Below are 22,610 nucleotides of genomic sequence, written 5' to 3'. Positions count from 1 at the left end.
AACCAGCATGGACAATCCGCTCTACAGCGTCGCGCAGATCCGCGCCATCGAACAGGCAGCCCAATCGCAACTGGCGCCCGGCGCACTGATGCAGCGCGCGGGCGAAGCCGCGTCGACCTACGCGCTCGAGGTGCTGGGCGGCCTGCCGACCGGGCGCATCCTCGTGCTGGCCGGCCCCGGCAACAACGGCGGCGACGCGCTGGAGGTCGCCGCGAACCTCGCCAATCTCGGCGCCAGTGTCGACGTCGTCCACCTCGCCGGCGCGGCACCGTCGCCGGAAACACAGCATGCCCTCGAGCGCGCCCGTGCCGGTTGCGCGCGCTTCATCGACGCGATCGAGGATAGCCGTGGCTGCTGCCTCGTGATCGACGGCCTGTTCGGGATCGGCCTCGCGCGCCCGCTCGCGGGACGCGCGCGCGACCTCGTCGAGGCGACGCACGGGATGGCGTGTCCCGTGCTGGCGCTGGACGTCCCGAGCGGCCTCGATGCCGACACGGGCAGCGTCGTCGGCCCGGATGGCGCGGCCGTGCGCGCCACGTACACGATCACCTTCCTCGGCGACAAGCCTGGCCTGCACACGGGCGACGGCTGCGACCACGCGGGCCGCGTGCACGTGAACCGCCTCGGCACCGCCGGCCTGCACGCGGAGACGGCGCACGCGCGGCTGAACGCGCCCGCGCTGTTCGCCGCGCTGCTCGCGCCGCGTCGGCGCAATTCCCATAAAGGCACGTACGGCGACGTGGCCGTGCTGGGCGGCGCGCGCGGGATGGCCGGCGCCGGCATCCTGGCCGCGCGCGCCGCGCTGTATGCGGGCGCGGGCCGCGTGTTCGTCGCCGCCGTCGATCCGGGCCCCGGCCTGGACCCGGTGCAGCCGGAGATCATGTTCCGCGACGCCGCCGGCTTCGCGTTCGACGGCCGCACGGTCGTCGCCGGCCCCGGCATGGGCGATTCGGCCGGCGCCACGCACCTGCTGTCGAAGGTGATCGACGGCACGGGGCCGCTGCTGGTCGACGCCGACGCGCTGAACCTGTGCGCTGCCAGCCCCGACCTGGCCGCGCGCCTCGCCGCGCACGACGGCGCGACGGTCCTCACGCCGCACCCGCTGGAAGCCGCGCGCCTGCTGGGCGTGACGGCGCCCGTCATCCAGGCCGACCGGCTGGAGAATGCGCGCGAACTGGCACAGCGGCTGGACGCGGTCGTCGTGCTCAAGGGCGCCGGCAGCGTCATCGCGCGGCCGGACGGCGAGGTGGTCATCAATGCGACGGGCAACCCGGGCCTGGCCACGGGCGGCACCGGCGACGTGCTGGCGGGCCTGATCGGCACCCTGCTGAGCCAGGGCTGGCCGGCGTGGGAAGCCGCGCTGGCCGGCGTCTGGCTGCACGGCGCCGCGGCGGACCGTCTGGTCGCCGCGGGCAAGGGTCCCATCGGCCTGACGGCGGGCGAACTGCCGCGGGCGATCCGTGCCGAGCTCAATGCGCTCGTGGCCGACGCGGACCGCGCGTGAACGGGGTCAGACGGCGAGCCGGCCGGCCGCGATGGTGAGCGTGCGGCCGCAGCGCGCGGCCATGGCGGGATCGTGGGTGACGAGGACGAGCGTCGAGCCCCGTTCGCGATTCAGCTCGAACATCAGCCGGATGACGGCTTCCCCGGTGGCGGCGTCGAGGCTGCCCGTGGGCTCGTCCGCGAACAGCAGCGGCGGTTCGGTGACGAAGGCGCGCGCGAGGGCCACGCGCTGCTGCTCGCCGCCCGACAGATACTTGGGGTAGTGGCGCAGGCGGCTCGCCAGGCCCACGCGGCCGAGCATCGCCTCGGCCTTCGCACGCGCGTCGGCGTCGCCCCGCAATTCCAGCGGCAGCATCACGTTTTCCAGCGCGTTCAGGTGCGCGAGCAGCTGGAACGACTGGAACACGAACCCCAGCCGGGCCTTGCGGAACGCGGCGCGGCCGTCCTCGTCGAGGGCGAAGATGTCGGTCCCGTCGAGCATGACCTGGCCCGACGACGGCGTGTCCAGGCCGGCCAACAGGCCAAGCAACGTGGACTTGCCGGAACCGGAGGCGCCGACGAGGGCAAGCGTCTCGGCCGGTTGCACGGTAAAATCCACCTCGTGCAGGATGGTGAGCGGGCCGCTGGCATCGAGCACGCGCTTGGACAGCCCGCGCACTTCGATCGCGGGCGTGCCGCCTCCAGCCTGTCCTGCACCGCCTTTTGACGCCTCGGGAATATCACGCATGCTTGCTTTACTCAGGAAATGGACGATAGCTGCCGTCGCGGTTCTTGGAATGACCGCGGCGGGGAGCGCCTATTCTGCCCCAAAAACCGTGCTCGTGGTGGGCGACAGCCTGTCGGCCGAATACGGCCTTGCGCGCGGCACGGGCTGGGTCGCCCTGCTCGAGCAGCGCCTCCAGGCACAGAAGATCGACGCCCACGTCGTCAACGCCAGCATCAGCGGCGAGACGACGAGCGGCGGCCGCACGCGCCTCCCCGCCCTGCTGCGCCAGCACAGGCCGGACGTCGTCGTGCTGGAACTGGGCGCCAACGACGGCCTGCGCGGCCTCCCCGTCGCGGCGGCCGAAGACAACCTGCGCACGATGATCCGGTTGGCGCAGGAGAACCGGGCGAAGGTCCTGCTCGTCGGCATGCGCATGCCGCCCAACTACGGCCGCGCCTACACGGAACCCTTCGCCGGCATGTACAAGGACCTCGCCGGCACGTATAAAGTGCCGCTGGTGCCGTTCATGCTGGACGGCGTCGCGCAGGACCCGGCCAACTTCCAGGCCGACCGCATGCACCCGCTGGCGACGGCCCATCCGACCATCCTCAACAACATCTGGCCGCAATTCGCGCCTCTCGTGAAACGATAATGAAATACCCTGCTGTCCTCGGCGTCGACGACGTCCTGCCCGTGCTCGACCAGTTCGACACCATCATCGACGCACGCAGCGAGTCCGAGTTCGCGCTCGACCGCATCCCCGGCGCCATCAACTGTCCCACCCTGGACGACGCACAGCGCATCCTTGTCGGCACCACGTACAAGCAGGTGGGCGCGTTCGAAGCCAAGAAGATCGGCGCCCCGCTCGTCGCGCAGAACATCGCCCGCTACGTCGAGACGCTGTTCGCCGACAAGCCCAAGGACTGGAAGCCGCTCGTCTACTGCTGGCGCGGCGGCAACCGCAGCGGCTCGATGGCGCTGATCTTCGCCAAGATCGGCTGGCCCGTCGTGCAGCTCGACGGCGGCTACAAGGCCTTTCGCGCCTACGTCGCAGCGGCGCTGGAGAACCCGCCGGCGCTGGACTTCCGCGTCGTGTGCGGCACGACCGGCAGCGGCAAGAGCCGCCTGCTGGAGACGCTCGACGCCATCGGCGCGCAGGTGCTCGACCTGGAACAGATGGCCGCGCACCGGGGCTCCGTCCTCGGCCACCTGCCGGGCGAGCCGCAGCCGAGCCAGAAGATGTTCGAGACGCGCATCTGGGACAAGCTGCGCCGCTTCGATCCGGCCAGGCCGGTGTTCGTCGAATCGGAGAGCAAGAAGGTGGGCAATCTGCGCGTGCCCGACGCCGTCATGGACCGCATGCGCGCCGCGCCCTGCATCGCCCTGCAGCTCGATCGCCCGCTGCGCGTGCAGCTGCTGATGGAAGACTATCACCACTTCTGCGCCGACCCGGCCGCGCTGAATGCGCAGCTGGACCACCTCGTGCAACTGCACGGCCGCGCGCGCATCGAGGCCTGGCACGACCTGGCCAACACGGGCCGCATGCCGGAGCTCGTGGACCAGCTGCTCGTCGAGCATTACGATCCGGCCTACCTGCGCTCGATCGACCGGAATTTCGCGCAGTATCCCGGGGCGGAAGTCCTGACGCTGGCCGGCATTTCGAAAGACGATTTCACCGCGGCGGCGCAGCACCTGAATGCATAGGTGCGCGGCCCCGTATGGCACAGGGACACCGGTGATTCGCAGGTCGATTTCGCACATCTGCCCGTTGCAGGAGGTGGCGTGGACGAGCCCGTCGGTGTCGGTCGGCCTGACCGCGACGGGTTCGCCCGCCACTTGCCTTGCGTTTGCGGGTCCGTCGGTCGGCCGTGGCCGACTTTAATGCCGCCTCGTATCGGCCACGCCCCGACTGTTGTTTTTCCGTTCCGCCGGACGCTCCCCCGGGAATAATCGCAAGCGGTTCCTGAACTGCCTCGTATTCTTCGGTTCACCAGCCCGACACAATCCGACCGGGTTCGAGAACACGGTGCCGGACATAGACAATCCGACATTTCATATTCCAGACGAAACCGGCTTTTGCACGGCTTTTGGCAGGCGAACGACCTCCGATTTGTTACCCAGAAGATTACTGTGATATCGAAAGCGATATGGGAAACCCGGAAAAAATCATTGGATCGATCATTACCGGATCTCTAAGATGGTTTTGGAGCAATGCCAGGTTGAGAAGCAATTTCCCATAACTAGAAACACAGGAGACGTATGAAATCGCATGTATCTGCACGCCCTATGGCCTTGAAGCTGACCGTGATCGCCCTGATGGGCGCCGGCCTGGTCAGCAGCGCCTCGGTATGGGCGCAAGCGGCCGCCGAAAAAACGGAGCCGAATGACACCGCCACCGTGGTCGTCACGGGCGTCAAGGCATCGCTGATCAAGAGCCTGGCGATCAAGCGCACCAGCGACCAGGTCGTGGAATCGGTCGTTGCCGACGACATCGGCAAGCTGCCCGATAACAATGTCGTCGAAGCGCTGCAACGCGTGACGGGCATCCAGGTCACCGATCGCTCCGGCGGCGAAGTCGGCACCCTGTCCATCCGCGGTATGCCCGACGTTCAAACCACCTGGAACGGCCGCACCATTTTCACCGCCTCCGGCACGCAGGTTGCGCTCCAGGACATTCCGTCGACCCTGGTTCGCCAGATCGACGTCTACAAGACGCGCGACGCCAGCCAGCTGGAAACCGGGATCGCGGGCCAGATTGACGTCAAGTCGCTGCGGCCATTCGATTTCAAGGGTTCGAAAGTGTCGCTGTCGGCGCGAGAAACCTATCTCGATCCCGCGAAAAAGGCGAACCCGCAGCTCAGCGGGATGTTGAGCAACCGCTGGCAAACCGGCTACGGCGAATTCGGTGCCCTGGTCAATCTGTCGGATACCAAGACGAAATACCGCAACGAAAGTGTGACGCCGGGTGCGATGGTGCCGTTTGCCAGCCCGAATGCCGCCGAAGATCCCGCCGGTTACACGCCCCTGCAGCGCATTACCGACACCAGTATCTGGACGCCCGGCACCCGTACCGGCCTGCCGACCGCAGCGGGTTCGACGCTGAATTTCAATGGCAAGGCGTATCCGTATTACCTGTCGCGTGACGCCGTTTTCCAGAGCGACCTTCAGGGAGAGCGGGAACGTCCTTCCGCCAATATCGCCTTGCAGTGGAAACCGAACAGCGATTCGGTCTACACCTTCGAATCGATGTACAACGGTTATCGTAACAAGACCTTCAACAAGTTGCTGTTCAGCTTCGTCGACTGGTGGGGGGATCTCGGCAGCAACCCTGCGGGGTCGATCACGACGTTCCCGGGAACGAACATCATCAAGAGCCGTACGGTCGGTAGCGTCTACGGCTTCAACAGCGGCGACCTCACGACGTCGGCAACCGATTCCTACGTGTACGCCCTGAACGGCAAGTGGGACCTTGGCGACCGCCTGCGGCTGGACGGTGACCTGTCGTACCAGACCAGCACGTATCACTCGGAATTCACGGCCACCCGGATCGATCGCGTCGCACCGTCCATCAACGTCAACTTCAATGACGGCAGCAACAACACGGCGTTCCACTTCAACAACGATGCCGACCTGGCCGACCCGTCCAAGTGGAATGTGGCGCAGTTTTTCGATAACGCAAACCGCAACAAGGGCAGCGCCGCGACGGCCAGTCTGGCGGGCGTCTTCGATGCCGACTGGGGTGCGCTGCAGACGATCCAGTTCGGCGGGCGTTTCGACGACCGCAAGGCGTCGGAAGCGAACCGGACGCAATCGAGTGCCTTGAACCGCAACCTCGCCTCGCTGGGTTCGGCGTATGCCTCCACCAACGCGAACTTCGGCACGGGCATTTCGGACGTTCCGCGCACGTGGGTGGAGCCCAATGCCTACTACATCCGCGACCATATCGACGACTGGCGTACGCTCTTTAACTCGGTCGATCCGAATTTCCTGACGACGGATAAACTGAGCCTGCAGAAGACGTTCGACGTCGATGAAAAGACGACCAACCTGTTCCTGATGGGGAATACCCAGAACGACCTGTTCGGCCATCACCTGCGCGGCAATTTCGGCGTGCGCTACGTCAAGGTCAAGACCGACATGACCTTCTATAAGGTCGATGCCACCACCAAGGCGGTCACCGCGACCAGTGCCAGCAAGTCGACCAGCAAGCTCCTGCCGAGCATGACCCTGATTTACGACCCGTCCAAGGACGTCGTGCTGCGCTTGAACTATGGCGAAACCCTGCGCCGCCCGAACTTCGGTGATCTGAATCCGGTCTATCAACTCGGTGACGACGTGTCGAAGGTGGGTTACGGCTCGGGCAGCGGCGGCAATCCGGACTTGAAACCGACGCAATCCAAGAACCTCGACCTGACGGCTGAGTGGTATTTCCAGAAGGACAGTGCAATCTACGGTACCGTGTTCAAGCGCAAGATCGACGGCCTGGTCGTGAACCTGGCTCGCAAGGTTCACGTCGATCCGGCGGACGATCCGTTCCGCAACTCGACCTCGGGCGGCGACCATACGAACGGCTATGACTACGTCATCAACTCGCCGACCAACGCCTCCAACGGCAAGATCAGCGGCGCCGAGCTCGGCTTCATCTACTTCCCGAAGGGGCTGCCGAGCCTGCTGGACGGTCTGGGCATCCAGGGCAGCTATACCCATCTCACGTCGTCGCAGAACGTGCCCGAGACCAATAGTGCCGGCGTCATCATCTCTCAGCTCGAGACACCGTTCTTCGGCGTGTCCAACCGCTCCTACAACGCCACCCTGGCTTACGAAAAGGGCCCGATCAGCGCCCGCCTGTCCCAGGTCTGGCGCTCCGGCTTCCTGGCCTCCAACGAAGCGGCATTGTTTGCCAATCCGATCGGTATCTGGCGTCATCCGGAAAAGAGCGTGGACATGCAGATCACCTATAAAATCAACGACAACATGTCGTTCGATATCAGTGGTGTCAACCTGACCAACGAAGTGCAGCAGGCGTACTATCACTTCGGCGATGCGGGTAACGCGCAGGTGAGCAACTTCGGTACGCTCCAGATCGGACGTTCGGTCTCGGCCGCCCTTCGCTGGAAGATGTAAGCCGCGACGGTCGACCAGCCCCCCAGCTAGACAGGGCGTTGCCCGGTTCACACCGGCGACGCCCTTTTTCATTTCACGGCGTGAGATAGCCTCGCGCCACCGCCTTCTCCGGCTCCTCGAAGATCGCCATCGCCGTCGTCATGCGCCGGAACCCGTGGCGCGCATAAAAGCCTTCCTTGCCGGGCACCGCGTACAGGATGATCTTCGCATGCCCGCGTGAGAGCTCGACCAGTTGCGCGATCAGCTCGTTGCCCAGGCCGCGCCCCTGGTGGCTGGGCAGGATCGCGACGTCGCAGATGTAGGAACAATCGAGGCCATCGGCCAGCGCGCGCCCCGCGGCCACCAGCACGCCGTCTTCGTAGGCGAAGCGGCGGAACATACTGTTCGAAAACACCGTCTTCAGGCGCGCCGGCGATTTCTCGCCCAGCGGGGCCTTGCGGTACAGGTCGGAAAGTTCGGTCCAGTCGACGGCGTCGAGTGAATCGGTCCAGGCCAGGGTCATGTCGTTCCCGTTACGTTGTTGATCGAACCACGATTGTAACGGCCGGCGCCTCGAAACGAAAAAGCCCGGTCCGCTCACGCGGCCGGGCTTTTGTGTGACGCGTGCGGGATTACTCGGACTTGGTGCCCAGGTCCGCCGCCTTGACGTTGATCTTCGCCTTCGCCTTGTGCTTCAGCGCTTCGATGAAGCCGTACGTCTCGGCATTGCCGACGGCGCGGCCGATCTGCTCGGCTTCCTGCTTGCGGCGCGCCACGTCCGGCTGCGCGGGCTGGCTCACCTTGACGATGCGGTACACGCCGTAGCCCTGGCCTGGGATGTCGACGCCCACATAGGCCGGCAGCTTGCTCGCGTCGGCCTTGAGCACGGCGACCGCGGCCGTCTCGTTGATCGGCGGTTGCTTCGTGCGGGTGACGGTCTTGGCCTCGCCGAAGCCGGCCGCGTCGCCCGACGCCTTGGCGGCAGCCAGCTTCGCTTCGCCAGCCTGGCGTGCCAGGCGTTCCGCTTCTTCCAGCGTGACGCGCTGGCGGATCTGGGCTTCGACGTCGGCCAGCGGACGCTTCGTCGCCGGCTTGAACTCGACGACGCGTCCCGCCACCAGCGTGCTCGGCGCCACTTCGACGGCTTCGGTGTTGCGCTTGTTGGTCAGCGCGTCGCTCGAGAAGATCGCCTTCAGGAATTTCTCGTTGTTGACGGGCGAGTTGCCCAGGGCCGGGTTCGGCGTACGGGTCAGGCCGTCGACGGTCTGGATGGTCAGCCCCAGCTTGTCCGCCACCGGCTTCAGGCTGTCCGATTGCTCGTACACCGTGTTCGAGAAGGTCTCGGCCAGCTCCGAATACTTGGCCGACATCTTGGCCTTCTTCAGTTCGGCGACGATCTCCGGCTTGGCGTCTTCCAGCGACTTCTGGGCTTCCGGCACGATCTTCGTGATCTTGATGATGTGGTAGCCGAATTCCGAACGCACGAGGCCGCTGACTTCGCCTTCCTTCAGGCCGTAGATCGCGTCTTCGACGGGCTTGACGAACACGCCCTTCTGCACGACGCCCAGGTCGCCGCCCAGCTCGGCCGAGCCCGGGTCCTGCGACTGTGCCTTGGCGATCCTCGCGAAGTCGTTCGGGTTCTTGCGCACTTCATCGAGGATGGCTTGCGCCTTGGCCTTCGCGGCGGCGTCCTCGGCTGCCGAGGCACCCTTTTTGACGTTGATCAGGATGTGGCTGGCGGTGCGCTTTTCCGGCGTCGAGAAGCGCGCCTTGTTCTTGTTGTACGCGTCGGCGACTTCGGCATCCGAGACGGTGACCTGCTTCTCGACGACCGATGCGTCGAACACGACGTATTCGGCCTTGACGGATTCCGGCACCTGGAACTGGGTGGCGTGCTTGTCGTAATAAGCCTTCACCATGTCGTCCGTGACCTTGACCTGCGACGCGTAGTTCGCGGCCGGGAACAGCAGTTCCTGTACTTCGCGTTCCTCGTCGTTGATGTCCGACAGGCGGTTGGCGACGGTGCGCGGCGCGAACGCGGTCTGCTGCACGGAGCCGACGAGCTGCTGCACGGCCAGGTCGTGGCGCATGCGCTGGTCGAACATTTCCGGCGTCATGCCCTGGGCGGCCAGCGCGGCCTTGTAGCGGTCCATGTCGAACGTGCCGTCATCCTTGCGGAACGCCTGGATGTCGAGGATGGCCTTCTGCAGCGCGGCGTCGCCCACGGTCAGGTTCTTGTGGACGATCTCGGCGTTGATGGCGCGCTCGGCCACGAGCTGGTCCAGCACGGCCTGCTTCGCTTCGGGCGTGTCGAACAGTTTCTGGTCGAACTGGGCGCCCATCATCTGGCGCGCCTGGTCGAGCTGACGGCGCTGCGCGCCTTCCCACTCCTGCTGGGTGATCGTTTTCCCGTCCACGGTCGCCACGCCATCGCTGCTGCCGCCGCGATTGTTGTAGCTGGTCACGCCGACCAGCACGAACGACGGCAGGATCAGCAGCAACAGGAGGAGCTGCATCAGCCGCTGGTGATTACGGATAAATTCAAACATGGTCAGCCAATCAAGGTTGAAAATGCGTTATCGAAAAAACTTAAAAAAAAAGGCGAACCTAGGTTCGCCTCTCTTTCAGTATCTGGCGGAGCGGACGGGGCTCGCCTACGTTCCGCAGGCCGCGGAGCCGCTTGCATGCGGCTCCCTTCGAGCCCCAGCCCGTGCCGCCCGCAGGGGCGACACTCTTTACTCCTGATAATCTGGCGGAGCGGACGGGGCTCGAACCCGCGACCCCCGGCGTGACAGGCCGGTATTCTAACCAACTGAACTACCGCTCCAAATTCGTGTATTTCGCAATCACGCCGCTACAGCCGACAAGGCCGAGGTTTCGTGGCGGAGCGGACGGGACTCGAACCCGCGACCCCCGGCGTGACAGGCCGGTATTCTAACCAACTGAACTACCGCTCCACGAAATACTGGGTACTGCACACCTGGCCGAGGGCCGCGAGGCCCGGTAACCGGATGTTCCTGCTGCGTGTCAGCGCAGCGGAGGCATTAGTTTACTGCATCTTTCAGTGCTTTACCAGCCTTAAATTTCGGGACCTTGGCCGCCTTGATCTTGATGGCTTCCTTCGTGCGCGGATCGCGGCCCGTACGTGCGGCACGTTCGCCCACGGTGAAGGTGCCGAAGCCGACCAGCGTCACGCTGTCGTTGTTCTTCAGGGTATTGGTCACAGCAGTGATCATGGCATCGAGGGCGCGCGCCGCAGAAGCTTTGGTCAGGTCCGCGGACTTCGCGATTTCTTCGATCAGTTCAGTTTTGTTCACTTTCTTCCCTCGTTGTGCGTTCTGGACACGGCAGGCGCCACCGGGCCGGGTTGACCCTCGGCAAAAAACCGCAAGGGCGTATTAAACAAGCCGACAATACCTTGTGTCAAGTCACGCACGACCGACAGCGTGGACATCAATCGACATAAAAAAACGGCACCCGGAGGTGCCGTCTACGCTTGCAAAAACAGGCTTAGTGCTTGACGACGCCGCCCTGCGCGTCGGTCGAGGTGGTCGCCACCGAGGACGAGGCCACGGCCGGCACCTCGACGATCGGCTGTGGCAGGCGCTCCAGGGCCACTTCCAGCACCTTTTCGATCCAGCGCACCGGCACGATCTCGAGCTTGTTCTTGACGTTGTCCGGAATGTCGGCCAGGTCCTTCACGTTCTGCTCCGGGATCAGGACGGTCTTGATGCCACCGCGCTGCGCCGCCAGCAGTTTTTCCTTGAGGCCGCCGATCGGCAGGACTTCACCGCGCAGCGTGATCTCGCCGGTCATCGCCACGTCGGCGCGCACCGGGATGCCGGTGAACACCGACACCAGCGCCGTCGTCAGGCCGATACCGGCGGACGGACCGTCCTTCGGCGTCGCGCCTTCCGGCAGGTGGACGTGGATGTCGGTCTTCTCGAACACCTCGGCCTTGATGCCCAGGCGCGCCGCACGGCTGCGCACGACGGTGCGGGCGGCTTCGATCGATTCCTTCATCACGTCGCCCAGCGTACCGGTGCGGATCACGGCGCCCTTGCCCGGCACCTGCACGGCTTCGATGGTCAACAGGTCGCCGCCCACTTCGGTCCATGCGAGACCCGACACCTGGCCGATCTGGTTCTCTTTCTCGGCCACGCCGAAATCGTAGCGGCGCACGCCCAGGAATTTATCCAGGTTCTTCGACGACACGATCACGCGCTTGTTGTCCTTCTTGAGCAGCAGCATCTTGACGACCTTGCGGCAGATCTTCGAGATTTCGCGCTCGACCGAACGCACGCCGGCTTCCCGGGTGTAGTAGCGGATGATGTCGCGGATCGCGGCCTCGTCGACCTTGATCTCCTCGTCCTTCAGGCCGTTCGCCTTGATCTGCTTCGGCAGCAGGTAGCGCTGCGCGATGCTGGTCTTTTCGTCCTCGGTGTAACCCGACAGGCGGATCACTTCCATCCGGTCCAGCAGTGCCGGTGGGATGTTGAACGAATTCGACGTCGCCACGAACATCACGTCCGACAGGTCGAAGTCGACCTCGACGTAGTGGTCCGAGAACGTGTGGTTCTGGGCCGGGTCCAGCACTTCGAGCAGGGCCGACGACGGATCGCCGCGGAAGTCCGCGCCCATCTTGTCGATCTCGTCCAGCAGGAACAGCGGGTTGCGCACGCCGACCTTCGCCAGCGACTGCAGCACCTTGCCCGGCATCGAACCGATGTAGGTACGGCGGTGGCCGCGGATCTCGGCTTCGTCGCGCACGCCGCCCAGCGCCATGCGGACGTACTTGCGGTTCGTCGCGCGGGCGATCGACTCGCCCAGCGACGTCTTGCCGACGCCCGGAGGACCGACGAAGCACAGGATCGGAGCCTTCAGCTTGTCGACGCGCTGTTGCACCGCGAGATATTCAAGGATGCGTTCCTTGATCTTGTCGAGGCCGTAGTGATCGGCTTCCAGGACTTCCTGGGCCTTTTCCAGGTCGATCGTGACCTTGGATTTCTTTTTCCACGGCAGCGAGACCAGCGTGTCGATGTAATTGCGCACGACGGTGGCTTCGGCCGACATCGGCGACATCAGCTTGAGCTTCTTGATCTCGGCCTGGGCCTTTTCCAGGGCTTCCTTCGGCATCTTGGCGGCGATGACCTTCTTCTCGAGTTCCTCGATGTCGGCACCCTCTTCGCCTTCGCCCAATTCCTTCTGGATGGCCTTGACCTGTTCGTTCAGGTAATACTCGCGCTGCGATTTCTCCATCTGGCGCTTGACGCGGCCGCGGATGCGCTTTTCGACCTGCAGGATATCCAGCTCGCCTTCCAGCTGGCCGAGCAGATGCTCCAGGCGCTTGGCGACGTTGAAGATTTCGAGGATGACCTGTTTCTGCTCGAGTTTCAGCGGCAGGTGGGCGGCGACGGTATCGGCCAGACGGCCGGCATCGTCGATACCGGCCAGCGACGCCAGGATCTCGGGCGGGATCTTCTTGTTCAGTTTGACGTACTGGTCGAACTGCTGGACGATCGCGCGGCGCATCGCCTCGACTTCGGAGTCGTCGCCGATTTCCGAATTGATCGGGGTCAGGTCGGCGATGAAATGGCTCGGACCGTCGTTGATGTTCGTGATTTTTGCGCGCTGCGCGCCTTCGACCAGCACCTTCACGGTGCCGTCGGGCAGCTTCAGCATTTGCAGAATATTGGCCACGCAGCCGATCTCGTAGATGTCTGCGGCCGAAGGCTCGTCCTTGGCAGCGGCCTTTTGGGCTGCGAGCATGATGCTCTTGCCCTGTTCCATGGCGGCTTCGAGCGCCTTGATGGATTTCGGGCGGCCGACGAACAGCGGTATCACCATATGCGGAAACACGACCACGTCGCGCAGCGGCAGGAGGGGCAGCGTCATTTGCTCGGTCAATTTGGAAGTTGTCATGGCATACCTTATAGAAAGCGTGTTGACGATGTGGGGAGCGCACCGTCGAATCACAAGACCGGCCCAATAAATATTTTCTACAAGTAAAAAACTTTAACTTGATACGAATAATAGCCGTTTCTACAAAAGCGGAGGATTCAAATAAAAAAGCCACTTCACAGCGTCTGCCGCGAGTGGCTTTTCGATTGAAGCCGTCTTTTGTTGAGATTGATTGTACCGCCTCAACTCAACGATTCAATACCTTTGTTGTGTTTGCGCCCGGAAATTTTTCAGTTCTCGCCGGCAGCCTTCGGCGATTCACTGTAAATCAGCAAAGGTTTCGCGCCATTCGTGATCGTATTTTCATCGATTACGACTTTCACGACATTTTGCTGGCTCGGCAATTCATACATCACGTCGAGCAGGGCGTGTTCCAGGATGGAGCGCAGGCCGCGCGCACCGGTCTTGCGCGCCAATGCCTTTTTCGCAATCGCGTGCAGGGCCGCCGGTCGGATTTCCAGTTCGGCGCCTTCCATATCCAGCAGTTTCGAATACTGCTTGATAAGGGCGTTTTTCGGCTCGACCAGGATCTGGATCAAAGCGTCTTCCGTCAGTTCGCTCAGCGTAGCTACGACCGGCAGACGGCCGACAAGTTCCGGGATGAGGCCGAACTTGATCAGGTCTTCTGGTTCCGCTTCCAGCAGGATATCGCTGACGGAACGCTGGGTCTGGCTCTTGACGCTGGCCGCGAAGCCGATGCCGCTCTTTTCCGAACGGTTCTGGATGATCTTGTCCAGGCCGTCGAATGCGCCGCCGCAGATGAACATGATGTTCGTCGTGTCGATCTGCACGAAATCCTGGTTCGGGTGCTTGCGGCCGCCTTGCGGGGGCACCGAGGCCATCGTGCCTTCGATCAGCTTCAGCAGCGCCTGCTGGACGCCCTCGCCCGACACGTCGCGGGTGATGGACGGGTTGTCCGACTTGCGCGAGATCTTGTCGATTTCGTCGATGTAGACGATGCCGCGCTGGGCCTTCTCGACTTCGTAGTTGCAGCTCTGCAGCAGCTTCTGGATGATGTTCTCGACGTCCTCGCCGACATAGCCGGCTTCCGTCAGCGTGGTCGCGTCGGCGATCACGAACGGGACGTTCAGCATGCGTGCCAGGGTCTGGGCCAGCAGGGTCTTGCCGGAACCGGTGGGGCCGACGAGCAGGATATTGCTCTTCGCCAGTTCGACATCGTCCTTCTTGCCCAGGTGCTTCAGGCGCTTGTAATGGTTGTACACCGCCACCGACAGGATGCGCTTCGCAGTCTGCTGGCCGATGACGTATTGATCGAGCAGCTCGGCGATCTCGTGCGGCGTCGGCAGGTCGGACTTGGCGCCCGCCACCGATTCAACGTTCGAGGTCTCATCGCGGATGATGTCATTGCACAAGTCGATGCACTCGTCGCAAATGAAGACCGAAGGCCCTGCGATGAGCTTCTTGACCTCGTGCTGGCTCTTGCCGCAGAACGAGCAGTACAGGAGTTTTTCGCCGCTAGAGGATTTTTTGTCTGACATGGGGCAGGTTTCTGTTGAATTGCTATGAATATAACGCTAATACGAGGGCGCAACAAGTGCACACGGACTCCATGCTACCCGATTTGAAAACAAAACGCCCGAAGCGCTGTCGCGTCCGGGCGTATTTGAGCAACAGTTGTCGAGTGCTAAACGCGATCTCGGAAATCCGTTGAAGAACCTCAGCCGCGGTTCGTCAGGACCTTATCGATGAGGCCATATTCCACGGCCTCCTCGCTCGACATGAAACGGTCGCGGTCGGTATCCTTGTGGATCTGCTCGATCGTCTGGCCGGTGTTGTCCGCCATGATGCGGGCCAGGCGTTCGCGCAGGTACAGGATTTCCTTGGCCTGGATCTCGATGTCCGACGCCATGCCCTGCGAACCGCCGGACGGCTGGTGGATCATGACACGCGAGTTCGGCAGCGAGAAGCGCTTGCCCTTGGCGCCGGCGGCCAGCAGGAACGCGCCCATCGAGGCGGCCAGGCCGGTGCACAGCGTCGACACGTCGGGCTTGATGAAGTTCATCGTGTCGAAGATGGCGAGGCCGGCCGACACCGAACCGCCCGGCGAGTTGATGTACAGCGAGATGTCCTTGTCCGGATTCTCGCTCTCCAGGAACAGCAACTGGGCCACGATGAGGTTGGCCATCTGGTCGTTGACAGGGCCGACCAGGAAAATCACGCGCTCCTTCAGCAGGCGCGAGTAGATGTCGTAGGCGCGCTCGCCGCGGCCGCTCTGCTCGATCACCATCGGCACGAGGCCGAGGGCTTGGGTATCCAATGCCGGATTACGATTCATACCTGTCAATTCCTTTGTAAAAGTTACGAAGCCGCACTATCCCATCCCCGCAAGGACGTTGTCGCACGGCTTCATCAAGGAAGTTAAGCCTGGGCGGCGCTTCCCATCAGTTCGTCAAAGGCGATGTCCTTGGTCGTCACCTTTGCCTTGCCGAGCACATAGTTAACGACGTTTTCTTCCAATACAAGAGCTTCGACTTCGCCCAGGCGGCGACGGTCGCTGTAGTAGTACTTCAGGACTTCCTTCGGATCTTCGTAGCTCTGCGAGAAGTCTTCGATCTGGGCCTTCACCTGGTCCTGGGTAGCTTGCAGGCTGTTTTCCTGGACCAGTTGCGACAGGATCAGACCCAGGCGCACGCGGCGCTCGGCCTTGGTGGCGAACAGGTCGGCCGGGAACGGCAGGCTCTTGACGTCCATGCCGCGCTGGGCCATGTCCTGGCGGGTCTGCTCGGCCAGGCGCTGCGAATCCTGCTCGATCATGACCTTCGGCACGTCCATTTCGGTGTGCTTGACGAGGGCGTCCATCACGGCTTCCTTGTTGCGGGCCTTGATGCGGGCGTTGACTTCACGCTCCAGGTTGACCTTGATGTCTTCGCGCATCTTTTCGATGCTGCCGTCTTCGATACCGAGCGACTTGGCGAATTCGGCATCGACTTCCGGCAGGTGCGCCCATTCCAGCTTCTTCAGCGTGATGGTGAACTCGGCGGTTTTACCGGCCACGTCCTTGCCATGGTAGTCTTCCGGGAAAGCCAGCGGGAAGGTCTTGCTCTCGCCGACTTTCAGGCCGACGGTCGCGGCTTCGAATTCCGGCAGCATGCGGCCTTCGCCCAGCACGAATGCGTAGTCTTCAGCTTTACCGCCCGGGAATTCGACGTTGTCGATGACGCCGACGAAGTCCACGGTCGCGCGGTCGCCGTTGGCGGCCACAGGCTCGCCGCCGTCGCCGTGCTCGCCGGCTTCGCCCTTGGTGTGGAAGTGCACGCGCTGCTTGCGCAGGATGTCGATGGTCTTGTCGATTTCAGCGTCGGTGACGTCGGTCTTGACGGTTTCGATCTCGACGTCGGCCAGCGCCGGCAGCGTGACTTCCGGGTAGACTTCGAACGTCGCGTCGAAGGACAGCATGCCTTCCGGCGCGTCCTGCTTCGGCTCGATTTTCGGCATGCCGGCAACGCGCAGCTGGGCTTCGTCGGCGGCGACGCTGAAGGCCTGGCCGACCTTGTCGTTCAGCACGTCGGACTCGATCTGGTAGCCGTACTGCGCGGCGACCATCTTCAGTGGCACCTTGCCCGGACGGAAGCCCGGAGCACGAGCGGTCTTGGCCTGCTTCTTGAGGCGCTTTTCAACTTCCGTACGTACGTCGCTCAGCGGAAAAGAGATCGTCAAGCGACGCTCGAGTTTACCCAGGTTTTCGACAGCAGTTGCCATTGTAAAAATCGTCCAAAAAAATTAATTATTCGTGGTGCGAGGAAGGGGACTCGAACCCCTACACCATTGCTGGCGTCAGGACCTAAACCTGGTGCGTCTACCAATTTCGCCATCCTCGCTCAGGATTGCTCATCTTGCCACAAAAACAAAGGGCGCCCGACAATGAAACCGGCCGCCCTGAATCCAATGTCTAGGGGCTACAACTTCAACCCGATATTTTACTGGATTTTCTGACACGATTGGGCAGTTTTTAATTCGTATTAAATCGCCCCATATATCAAGGATTTACGTAGGGTGGGCTCCCCGAGCCCACGGAAACGATTGCGTCACGCCGGCGTTTGCGTCATGCCGGTGTAACGCGTGGGCACAGGGTGCCCACCCTACGCGGGCACCGGCCGCTTCACGCGGAACCATGCCGCATACAGCGCCGGCAGGAACAGCAGCGTGAGCGCGGTCGCCACCAGCAGCCCGCCCATGATCGCCACCGCCATCGGCCCCCAGAACACCGAGCGCGACAGCGGAATCATCGCCAGCGCCGCCGCGGCCGCCGTCAGCAGGATCGGCCGGCAGCGCCGCACGGCGCTCTCGACGATCGCATCCCACGGTGCGTGCCCGGCCGCGATGTCCTTCTCGATCTGGTCGACGAGGATCACCGAATTGCGCACCACCATGCCGAACAGCGCGATCACGCCGAGGTTGGCGACGAAGCCGAACGGCTCGTGCGACACCAGCAGCGCCATCGCCGCGCCGGCGATGCCCAGCGGGCCCGTGAGGAAGACCATCACGGCGCGCGAGAAGCTGTGCAGCTGCAGCATCAGGAGGGTGAACACGATGAACAGCACGAGCGGCACGTTGGCGGCAATCGAGTCCTCCGCCGTCGAACTGTTCGCCGCCGCGCCTTCGAGCTTGATGCGGTAGCCGGCCGGCAGCTTCGCGCGCAGCGCCGCCAGCTTCGCGCCGACCTGGTCGGACACGGTCGGCCCCTGCACGCCCTCGACGACGTCGGACTGGACCATGATCGCCCACTCGCGCCCATAGCGCTGCACGACGCCCGGCTCCCACACGAACTCGATGCGCGCGAGCTGCGACAGCGGCACGGCCTTGCCTGACGGCGTCGCCACGTTCGTGTTCGCCAGCACGGACATGCTCGAGCGCTCGTTCAGCGGCTGGCGCACGACGATGTCGATCAGGCGGTTACTCTCGCGGAACTGGCCCACCGTCGTCCCCGACAGCACGGTGGCGACCGTGCGCCGCACCGCCTGCGACGTCACGCCCAGCGCGCGCAGCTTGTCCTGGTCGAGGTCGAGGCGCAGCACTTTCACGGATTCGTTCCAGTTGTCGTTGACGCCCACCGTGTTCGGATTGGCGATCATGATCTCCTTCACCTGGTCCGCGACCTTGCGCACGACGCCGATGTCGGGCCCCATCACCTGGAACTGGACGGGATACGGCACGGGCGGGCCGTTCGGCAGCAGTTTCACGCGCCCGCGCACTTCCGGGAAATCGGTCTTGAACAGGTTCTCGATCTTGTGGCGCAGGGCTTCGCGCTGGGCGACCGTCTTCGGCAGCACGACGAACTGCGACACGTTCGACGCGGGGAAGATCTGGTCCAGCGGCAGGTAGAAGCGCGGGCTGCCGGTGCCGATGTACGACGTCACGCTGTCCGTCTCCGGCTGCGCGCGCGCGAAGCGCTCGAACTTCTTCGCCAGCGCCTCGTTGACGGCGAAGCTGGTGCCTTCCGGCGTCCACATCTCCACCATCAGCTCGGGGCGGCTGGAATCCGGGAAGAACTGCTTTTCGATGAACTTGAAGCCGAACACGCCCAGCAGGAACACGGCCAGCGACAGCGCGATGGTCGTCATGCGCCATTCCACGCAGCGGTCGACGAGGCGGCGGAAGCGCACATACAGCGGCGTGTCGTACACGTCGTGGTGGCCGTGGCCGTGCGGCTGCACGCGCAGCAGGATGAAGCCGATGTACGGCGTGAACGTGACGGCGACGACCCACGACACGACGAGCGCGATCGCGTTCACGGAAAACATCGCGAACGTGTACTCGCCGGCCGCCGATTTCGCCAGGCCGATCGGCAGGAAGCCCGCCGCCGTGATCAGGGTCCCCGTCAGCATCGGGAACGCGGTCGACGTGTACGCGAACGTGGCCGCGTCGAAGCGCGACATGCCCTCCTCCATCTTCCGCACCATCATCTCGACGGCGATGATGGCGTCGTCCACGAGCAGGCCGAGCGCGATGATCAGGGCGCCCAGCGAGATCTTGTGCAGCGAGATGTCGAATACGCGCATGAACAGGAACGTGATCGCCAGCACCAGCGGGATCGTCAGCGCCACGACGAGGCCGGGCCGCACGTCCAGCCGCAGTTTCGGCTTCTGGTGCAGGCCGAGCGCGACGAACGACACGCCGAGCACGATGACGATCGCCTCGATCAGGCTGCTCATGAATTCGCCGACGGAAGCCTTGACGGCCGCCGGCTGGTTCGACACGCGTTCCAGTTCGATGCCGACCGGGAGCTGGCTCTTGATGTGCTCCACCGTCTTTTCCAGGCCCTTGCCCAGCTCGATGATATTGCCGCCCTTTTCCATCGACACGCCCAGGCCGATGACTTCCTTGCCGTTGAAGCGCATCTTGTCGTGCGGCGGGTCGGCGTACGCGCGCTGGATGGTGGCGAAGTCACCGAGGCGGAACGTCGTGTTCCCTGCGCGCAGGCTCAGGTCTTCCAGCTGCTTGATGGTCTTCAGGCCGCCCGTCACGCGCACCTGCAGGTTCTCCATCGGCGTGACGAGCACACCGGCCGACTCGATGCCGTTCTGCGTCGCGATCTGGTTCACGATCTGCTCGAACGGCACGCCCAGCTGCGCGAATTTCTGCTGCGAGAACAGGATGTTGACCTTCTCTTCCTGCACGCCGAACTGCTCCACCTTCGCGACCAGCGGCACCGCGAGCAGCTGCTGGCGCACGAAGTCGGCATAGTCGCGCATCTCGGCATACGTGAAGCCGTCGCCGGACAGCGCGAAGATCGAGCCGTACGTGTCGCCGAATTCGTCGTTGAAGAACGGCCCGACCACGCCCGGCGGCAGCGTCCCCGCGATGTCGCCGACCTTCTTGCGCACCTGGTACCAGATGCCGGGAACGTCCTTCGGCGGCGACGATTCGCGCAGCTCGAGGATGATGGTCGTCTCGCCCGGCTTGGAAAAACTGCGCAGCTTGTCGACGTACGGCGTCTCCTGCAGCTTTCTCTCCAGTTTATCCGCGACCTGCTGGGCCATCTGCACGGCCGTGGCGCCGGGCCAGTACGCGGTGATCACCATCGCGCGGAAGGTGAACGGCGGGTCCTCGTCCTGGCCCAGTTTGCCGTAGCTGATGATGCCGCCGATGAGCAGCGCGGCGATCAGGTAGCGGGTCAGCGGGATGTGTTCCAGCGCCCAGCGCGACAGGTTGAAACCCTTCATTTCGCTGCCCCAGCGGCGGCTTGCCCGGCCGGTGCGGCTTGCCCGACGGGTGTCCCCCGGACACCCGTCGCCTCAGCCTCCGCATCGCCGCGGCGGGCCACGTCGGCCGCCAGCACCTTGACCTTCTGGCCCGGCTTGAGCAGGTTGACGCCCGCGGTGACGATCGTCTGGCCCGGCTTCACGCCGCCGGCCAGCAGCACGTCGTTGCCGTCCACGCCGCCCACCTGCACTGGCACGAGGCGCACCGCGCCGTTCTCGATCAGCCACACGGAGGTCGCGCCCTTGTTCTGGTACAGCGCCGACAACGGCACCTTGATCGCCGATCCGCCGCCGCCGGCCTGGGCCAGCCGGACCACGGCCGTCATGCCGAGGCGGATGTCGTCGCGCGCCGGGATCGACACCTTCACCGTGTAGGTGCGCGTGGCCGGATCGGCCACCGGCGACACTTCACGGATCTTGCCGTCGATGCTGCGGTTCGGATCGGCCCACAGCCTGACCTTCACGGTGCTCACATGGCGCAGCTCGTCGACCTGGTCTTCCGGCACGCCGATCACCACTTCCTTTTCGTCGGTCCGCGCCACGCGCACGACGGGCGTACCCGCCTGCACGACCTGGCCGACCTCGGCGTCGATGCCGGTGACGACGCCGTCCGTGTCCGATTCGAGGCTGGCGTAACCGGTCTGGTTGGCCTGTTCGCGCAACGCCGCGCGGGCCGCTTCCACGGTCGCCTGGGCCGAATGCGCGGCCGCCAGCTTCTGGTCGAGCACCGCCTGGGCGACGAAGTTCTGGCTGCGCAGGTCCTGGTAGCGCTTGAGGTCCGCGCGCGCCAGGTCGTAATTCGTCTGCGCCGCGCGCAGGTTGGCCTGGGCCTGGGCCTGGCCGAGGCGCAGGTCTTGCGGGTCCAGCTGCATCAGCACCTGGCCGCGCTTGACGACCGTGCCCACGTCGACCTTGCGCGCGCTGATCTTGCCGCCCACACGGAAGCCGAGCCGCGATTCGTAGCGCGGGCGCACGTCGCCGGAAAATTCCGCCGACGTGCCGACCGTGCCCGTCGCCAGCGTGAGCGCGCGCACGGGGCGCACGTCCTCAGGCGGCGCGTCGTTGCGGGAACACCCGGCCAGCAGCGCCGCGGCGAGGGTCAGGGAAAGGACGAACGGTGCGGCGCCGCGCGGCCGCAGGGACATCGAGAGAAAAGCAGGCATTGGTTTCCTCATGCTGGCCCGGCCGGGACGGCGAGGCACTGTCGTGGATTTAACCTAGCAATTATAATCATGCAATTAACGCCAGTAAATGACTTTAGAGTCAGCAATCTATCGAGTCGCATGGCCGTCGACCATTACGAAAATTTTCCTGTCGCTTCGATCCTGCTGCCGCGCCGCCTCGTGCCCGCGGTGGAGGCGATCTATGCCTTCGCGCGCAGCGCCGACGACCTCGCCGACGAGGGCGACGCCGCCCCGGCCGAACGCCTGGCCGCGCTGCAGGCCTACGACGCCGCGCTGGACGCCATCGCGGCCGGCACGCCGCAGCACGAGCCCATGTTCCGGCGCCTCGCCGACGTGCTGACCGAATTCGGCCTGCCGCTGCAACCGCTGCGCGACCTGCTCAGCGCCTTCAGGCAGGACGTCGTCACGACGCGCTACGCAAACTTCGCGCAACTGCACGATTATTGCCGACGATCCGCCGATCCTGTCGGACGGTTGATGCTGGGCCTGTATCGCGTCGACGACCCGGCGCGCCTGCGCGAGTCGGACGCGATCTGCACGGCGCTGCAACTCATCAACTTCTGGCAGGACGTCGCCATCGACATCGCCAAGGGCCGCATCTACCTGCCGCAGGACGATCTGGCGCGCTTCGGCGTGACGGCCGACGCCATCGAACAGGGCCGCACGGGACCGGCGTGGCGCGCGCTGATGCGCTTCGAAGTGGAGCGGGCGCGCGCGCTGATGCTGGAAGGCGCGCCGCTGGCCACGCGGCTGCCGGGGCGCATCGGCTGGGAATTGCGGATGGTCGTGCAGGGCGGCCTGCGCATCCTGGAAGCGATCGAGCGCGCGGACTACGACGTGTTCCGGCGCCGCCCGCGCCTGAAACGCCTCGACTGGCTCGCGGTCGGCTGGCGCGCGATATGCATGTGATGCGGCGACTGACGCCGCATC

Annotated in this window: 14 protein-coding genes, 3 tRNA genes and 1 pseudogene; 5 read left to right on the top strand and 13 right to left on the bottom strand. The window is 64.2% G+C overall.

The window, feature by feature from the left end; all coding sequences use genetic code 11:
- The first annotated feature begins 7 nt into the window (after positions 1–7).
- On the top strand, positions 8–1,504 hold the full coding sequence (locus tag ACEN9Q_RS10290; RefSeq protein ID WP_495628310.1) for an NAD(P)H-hydrate dehydratase: 1,497 nt from the start codon (positions 8–10) through the stop codon (positions 1,502–1,504).
- 6 nt (positions 1,505–1,510) lie between these two features.
- On the opposite strand, the gene ACEN9Q_RS10285 is transcribed toward ACEN9Q_RS10290, so the two are convergent.
- Entirely contained in the window at positions 1,511–2,230 is a 720-nt protein-coding gene (locus ACEN9Q_RS10285) for an ABC transporter ATP-binding protein (RefSeq protein WP_056446473.1), read from the bottom strand.
- A 49-nt stretch (positions 2,231–2,279) separates the two neighbouring features.
- Here ACEN9Q_RS10285 and ACEN9Q_RS10280 point away from each other — a divergent pair, with 49 nt between their 5' ends.
- The 3 genes from ACEN9Q_RS10280 (at position 2,280) to ACEN9Q_RS10270 (ending at position 7,333) form a co-directional block, all read left to right on the top strand.
- Complete coding sequence (locus tag ACEN9Q_RS10280; protein ID WP_495628309.1) at positions 2,280–2,861, top strand: arylesterase; 582 nt, start codon at positions 2,280–2,282, stop codon at positions 2,859–2,861.
- Entirely contained in the window at positions 2,861–3,913 is a 1,053-nt protein-coding gene (gene mnmH / locus ACEN9Q_RS10275) for a tRNA 2-selenouridine(34) synthase MnmH (protein ID WP_495628308.1), read from the top strand. The genes ACEN9Q_RS10280 and mnmH overlap by 1 nt, the downstream gene beginning before the upstream one ends.
- A 582-nt stretch (positions 3,914–4,495) precedes the next feature.
- Positions 4,496–7,333, top strand: a complete 2,838-nt coding sequence (locus ACEN9Q_RS10270) for a TonB-dependent receptor (RefSeq protein WP_495628307.1) — start codon at positions 4,496–4,498, stop codon at positions 7,331–7,333.
- Between the two features lie 73 nt (positions 7,334–7,406).
- Here the strand turns inward: ACEN9Q_RS10270 and ACEN9Q_RS10265 are convergent, their stop codons facing one another.
- The 12 genes and pseudogenes from ACEN9Q_RS10265 to ACEN9Q_RS10210 all read right to left on the bottom strand — a co-directional run bounded on the left by ACEN9Q_RS10265 (position 7,407) and on the right by ACEN9Q_RS10210 (position 21,659).
- Positions 7,407–7,835, bottom strand: coding sequence for a GNAT family N-acetyltransferase (locus ACEN9Q_RS10265; protein WP_495628306.1), 429 nt, complete (start codon positions 7,833–7,835; stop codon positions 7,407–7,409).
- Between the two features lie 109 nt (positions 7,836–7,944).
- Positions 7,945–9,861 carry a SurA N-terminal domain-containing protein gene (locus ACEN9Q_RS10260; RefSeq protein WP_495628305.1) on the bottom strand — a complete coding sequence of 639 codons (1,917 nt, stop codon included), beginning with the start codon at positions 9,859–9,861 and terminating at the stop codon, positions 7,945–7,947.
- A 201-nt stretch (positions 9,862–10,062) separates the two neighbouring features.
- A tRNA-Asp gene (locus tag ACEN9Q_RS10255) sits at positions 10,063–10,139 on the bottom strand.
- Between the two features lie 53 nt (positions 10,140–10,192).
- Positions 10,193–10,269 (bottom strand) — tRNA-Asp (locus ACEN9Q_RS10250).
- Positions 10,270–10,356: 87 nt separating this feature from the next.
- A pseudogene (locus ACEN9Q_RS10245) lies at positions 10,357–10,638 on the bottom strand (HU family DNA-binding protein); the annotation flags it as partial.
- Between the two features lie 184 nt (positions 10,639–10,822).
- Positions 10,823–13,234, bottom strand: a complete 2,412-nt coding sequence (lon, locus tag ACEN9Q_RS10240) for an endopeptidase La (protein ID WP_056446447.1) — start codon at positions 13,232–13,234, stop codon at positions 10,823–10,825.
- Positions 13,235–13,503: 269 nt separating this feature from the next.
- Positions 13,504–14,772: an ATP-dependent Clp protease ATP-binding subunit ClpX gene (clpX, locus tag ACEN9Q_RS10235; RefSeq protein ID WP_322400243.1), complete on the bottom strand. Its 1,269-nt coding sequence runs from the start codon at positions 14,770–14,772 to the stop codon at positions 13,504–13,506.
- Between the two features lie 179 nt (positions 14,773–14,951).
- Positions 14,952–15,569: an ATP-dependent Clp endopeptidase proteolytic subunit ClpP gene (gene clpP, locus ACEN9Q_RS10230; protein ID WP_166861694.1), complete on the bottom strand. Its 618-nt coding sequence runs from the start codon at positions 15,567–15,569 to the stop codon at positions 14,952–14,954.
- An 83-nt stretch (positions 15,570–15,652) separates the two neighbouring features.
- Positions 15,653–16,993, bottom strand: coding sequence for a trigger factor (tig, locus tag ACEN9Q_RS10225; protein ID WP_056446441.1), 1,341 nt, complete (start codon positions 16,991–16,993; stop codon positions 15,653–15,655).
- Positions 16,994–17,025: 32 nt separating this feature from the next.
- Positions 17,026–17,112 (bottom strand) — tRNA-Leu (locus ACEN9Q_RS10220).
- 261 nt (positions 17,113–17,373) lie between these two features.
- A complete protein-coding gene (locus ACEN9Q_RS10215; protein WP_495628304.1) occupies positions 17,374–20,457 on the bottom strand; it encodes an efflux RND transporter permease subunit in 3,084 nt (1,027 codons plus the stop codon).
- A complete protein-coding gene (locus ACEN9Q_RS10210; protein ID WP_082548188.1) occupies positions 20,454–21,659 on the bottom strand; it encodes an efflux RND transporter periplasmic adaptor subunit in 1,206 nt (401 codons plus the stop codon). The genes ACEN9Q_RS10215 and ACEN9Q_RS10210 overlap by 4 nt, the downstream gene beginning before the upstream one ends.
- A gap of 120 nt (positions 21,660–21,779) precedes the next feature.
- On the opposite strand from ACEN9Q_RS10210, the gene hpnC reads away from it, so the two are divergent.
- Positions 21,780–22,589, top strand: coding sequence for a squalene synthase HpnC (gene hpnC, locus ACEN9Q_RS10205; RefSeq protein WP_495628303.1), 810 nt, complete (start codon positions 21,780–21,782; stop codon positions 22,587–22,589).
- Positions 22,590–22,610: the final 21 nt, after the last annotated feature.

It is taken from the genome of Massilia sp. Masssp93 (genome assembly GCF_059491295.1).
The sequence above is the reverse complement of the archived record's forward strand: the minus strand, read 5'-3'. Positions and strand labels throughout refer to the sequence as shown.

Excerpts from the sequence above, each read along its gene's own strand:
- ACEN9Q_RS10290 (WP_495628310.1), top strand. The coding sequence starts at position 8 with ATGGACAATCCGCTCTACAGCGTCGCGCAGATCCGCGCCATCGAACAG.
- ACEN9Q_RS10285 (WP_056446473.1), bottom strand. The coding sequence starts at position 2,230 with ATGCGTGATATTCCCGAGGCGTCAAAAGGCGGTGCAGGACAGGCTGGA.
- ACEN9Q_RS10280 (WP_495628309.1), top strand. The coding sequence starts at position 2,280 with ATGACCGCGGCGGGGAGCGCCTATTCTGCCCCAAAAACCGTGCTCGTG.
- mnmH (WP_495628308.1), top strand. The coding sequence starts at position 2,861 with ATGAAATACCCTGCTGTCCTCGGCGTCGACGACGTCCTGCCCGTGCTC.
- ACEN9Q_RS10270 (WP_495628307.1), top strand. The coding sequence starts at position 4,496 with ATGGCCTTGAAGCTGACCGTGATCGCCCTGATGGGCGCCGGCCTGGTC.
- ACEN9Q_RS10265 (WP_495628306.1), bottom strand. The coding sequence starts at position 7,835 with ATGACCCTGGCCTGGACCGATTCACTCGACGCCGTCGACTGGACCGAA.
- ACEN9Q_RS10260 (WP_495628305.1), bottom strand. The coding sequence starts at position 9,861 with ATGTTTGAATTTATCCGTAATCACCAGCGGCTGATGCAGCTCCTCCTG.
- lon (WP_056446447.1), bottom strand. The coding sequence starts at position 13,234 with ATGACAACTTCCAAATTGACCGAGCAAATGACGCTGCCCCTCCTGCCG.
- clpX (WP_322400243.1), bottom strand. The coding sequence starts at position 14,772 with ATGTCAGACAAAAAATCCTCTAGCGGCGAAAAACTCCTGTACTGCTCG.
- clpP (WP_166861694.1), bottom strand. The coding sequence starts at position 15,569 with ATGAATCGTAATCCGGCATTGGATACCCAAGCCCTCGGCCTCGTGCCG.
- tig (WP_056446441.1), bottom strand. The coding sequence starts at position 16,993 with ATGGCAACTGCTGTCGAAAACCTGGGTAAACTCGAGCGTCGCTTGACG.
- ACEN9Q_RS10215 (WP_495628304.1), bottom strand. The coding sequence starts at position 20,457 with ATGAAGGGTTTCAACCTGTCGCGCTGGGCGCTGGAACACATCCCGCTG.
- ACEN9Q_RS10210 (WP_082548188.1), bottom strand. The coding sequence starts at position 21,659 with ATGCCTGCTTTTCTCTCGATGTCCCTGCGGCCGCGCGGCGCCGCACCG.
- hpnC (WP_495628303.1), top strand. The coding sequence starts at position 21,780 with ATGGCCGTCGACCATTACGAAAATTTTCCTGTCGCTTCGATCCTGCTG.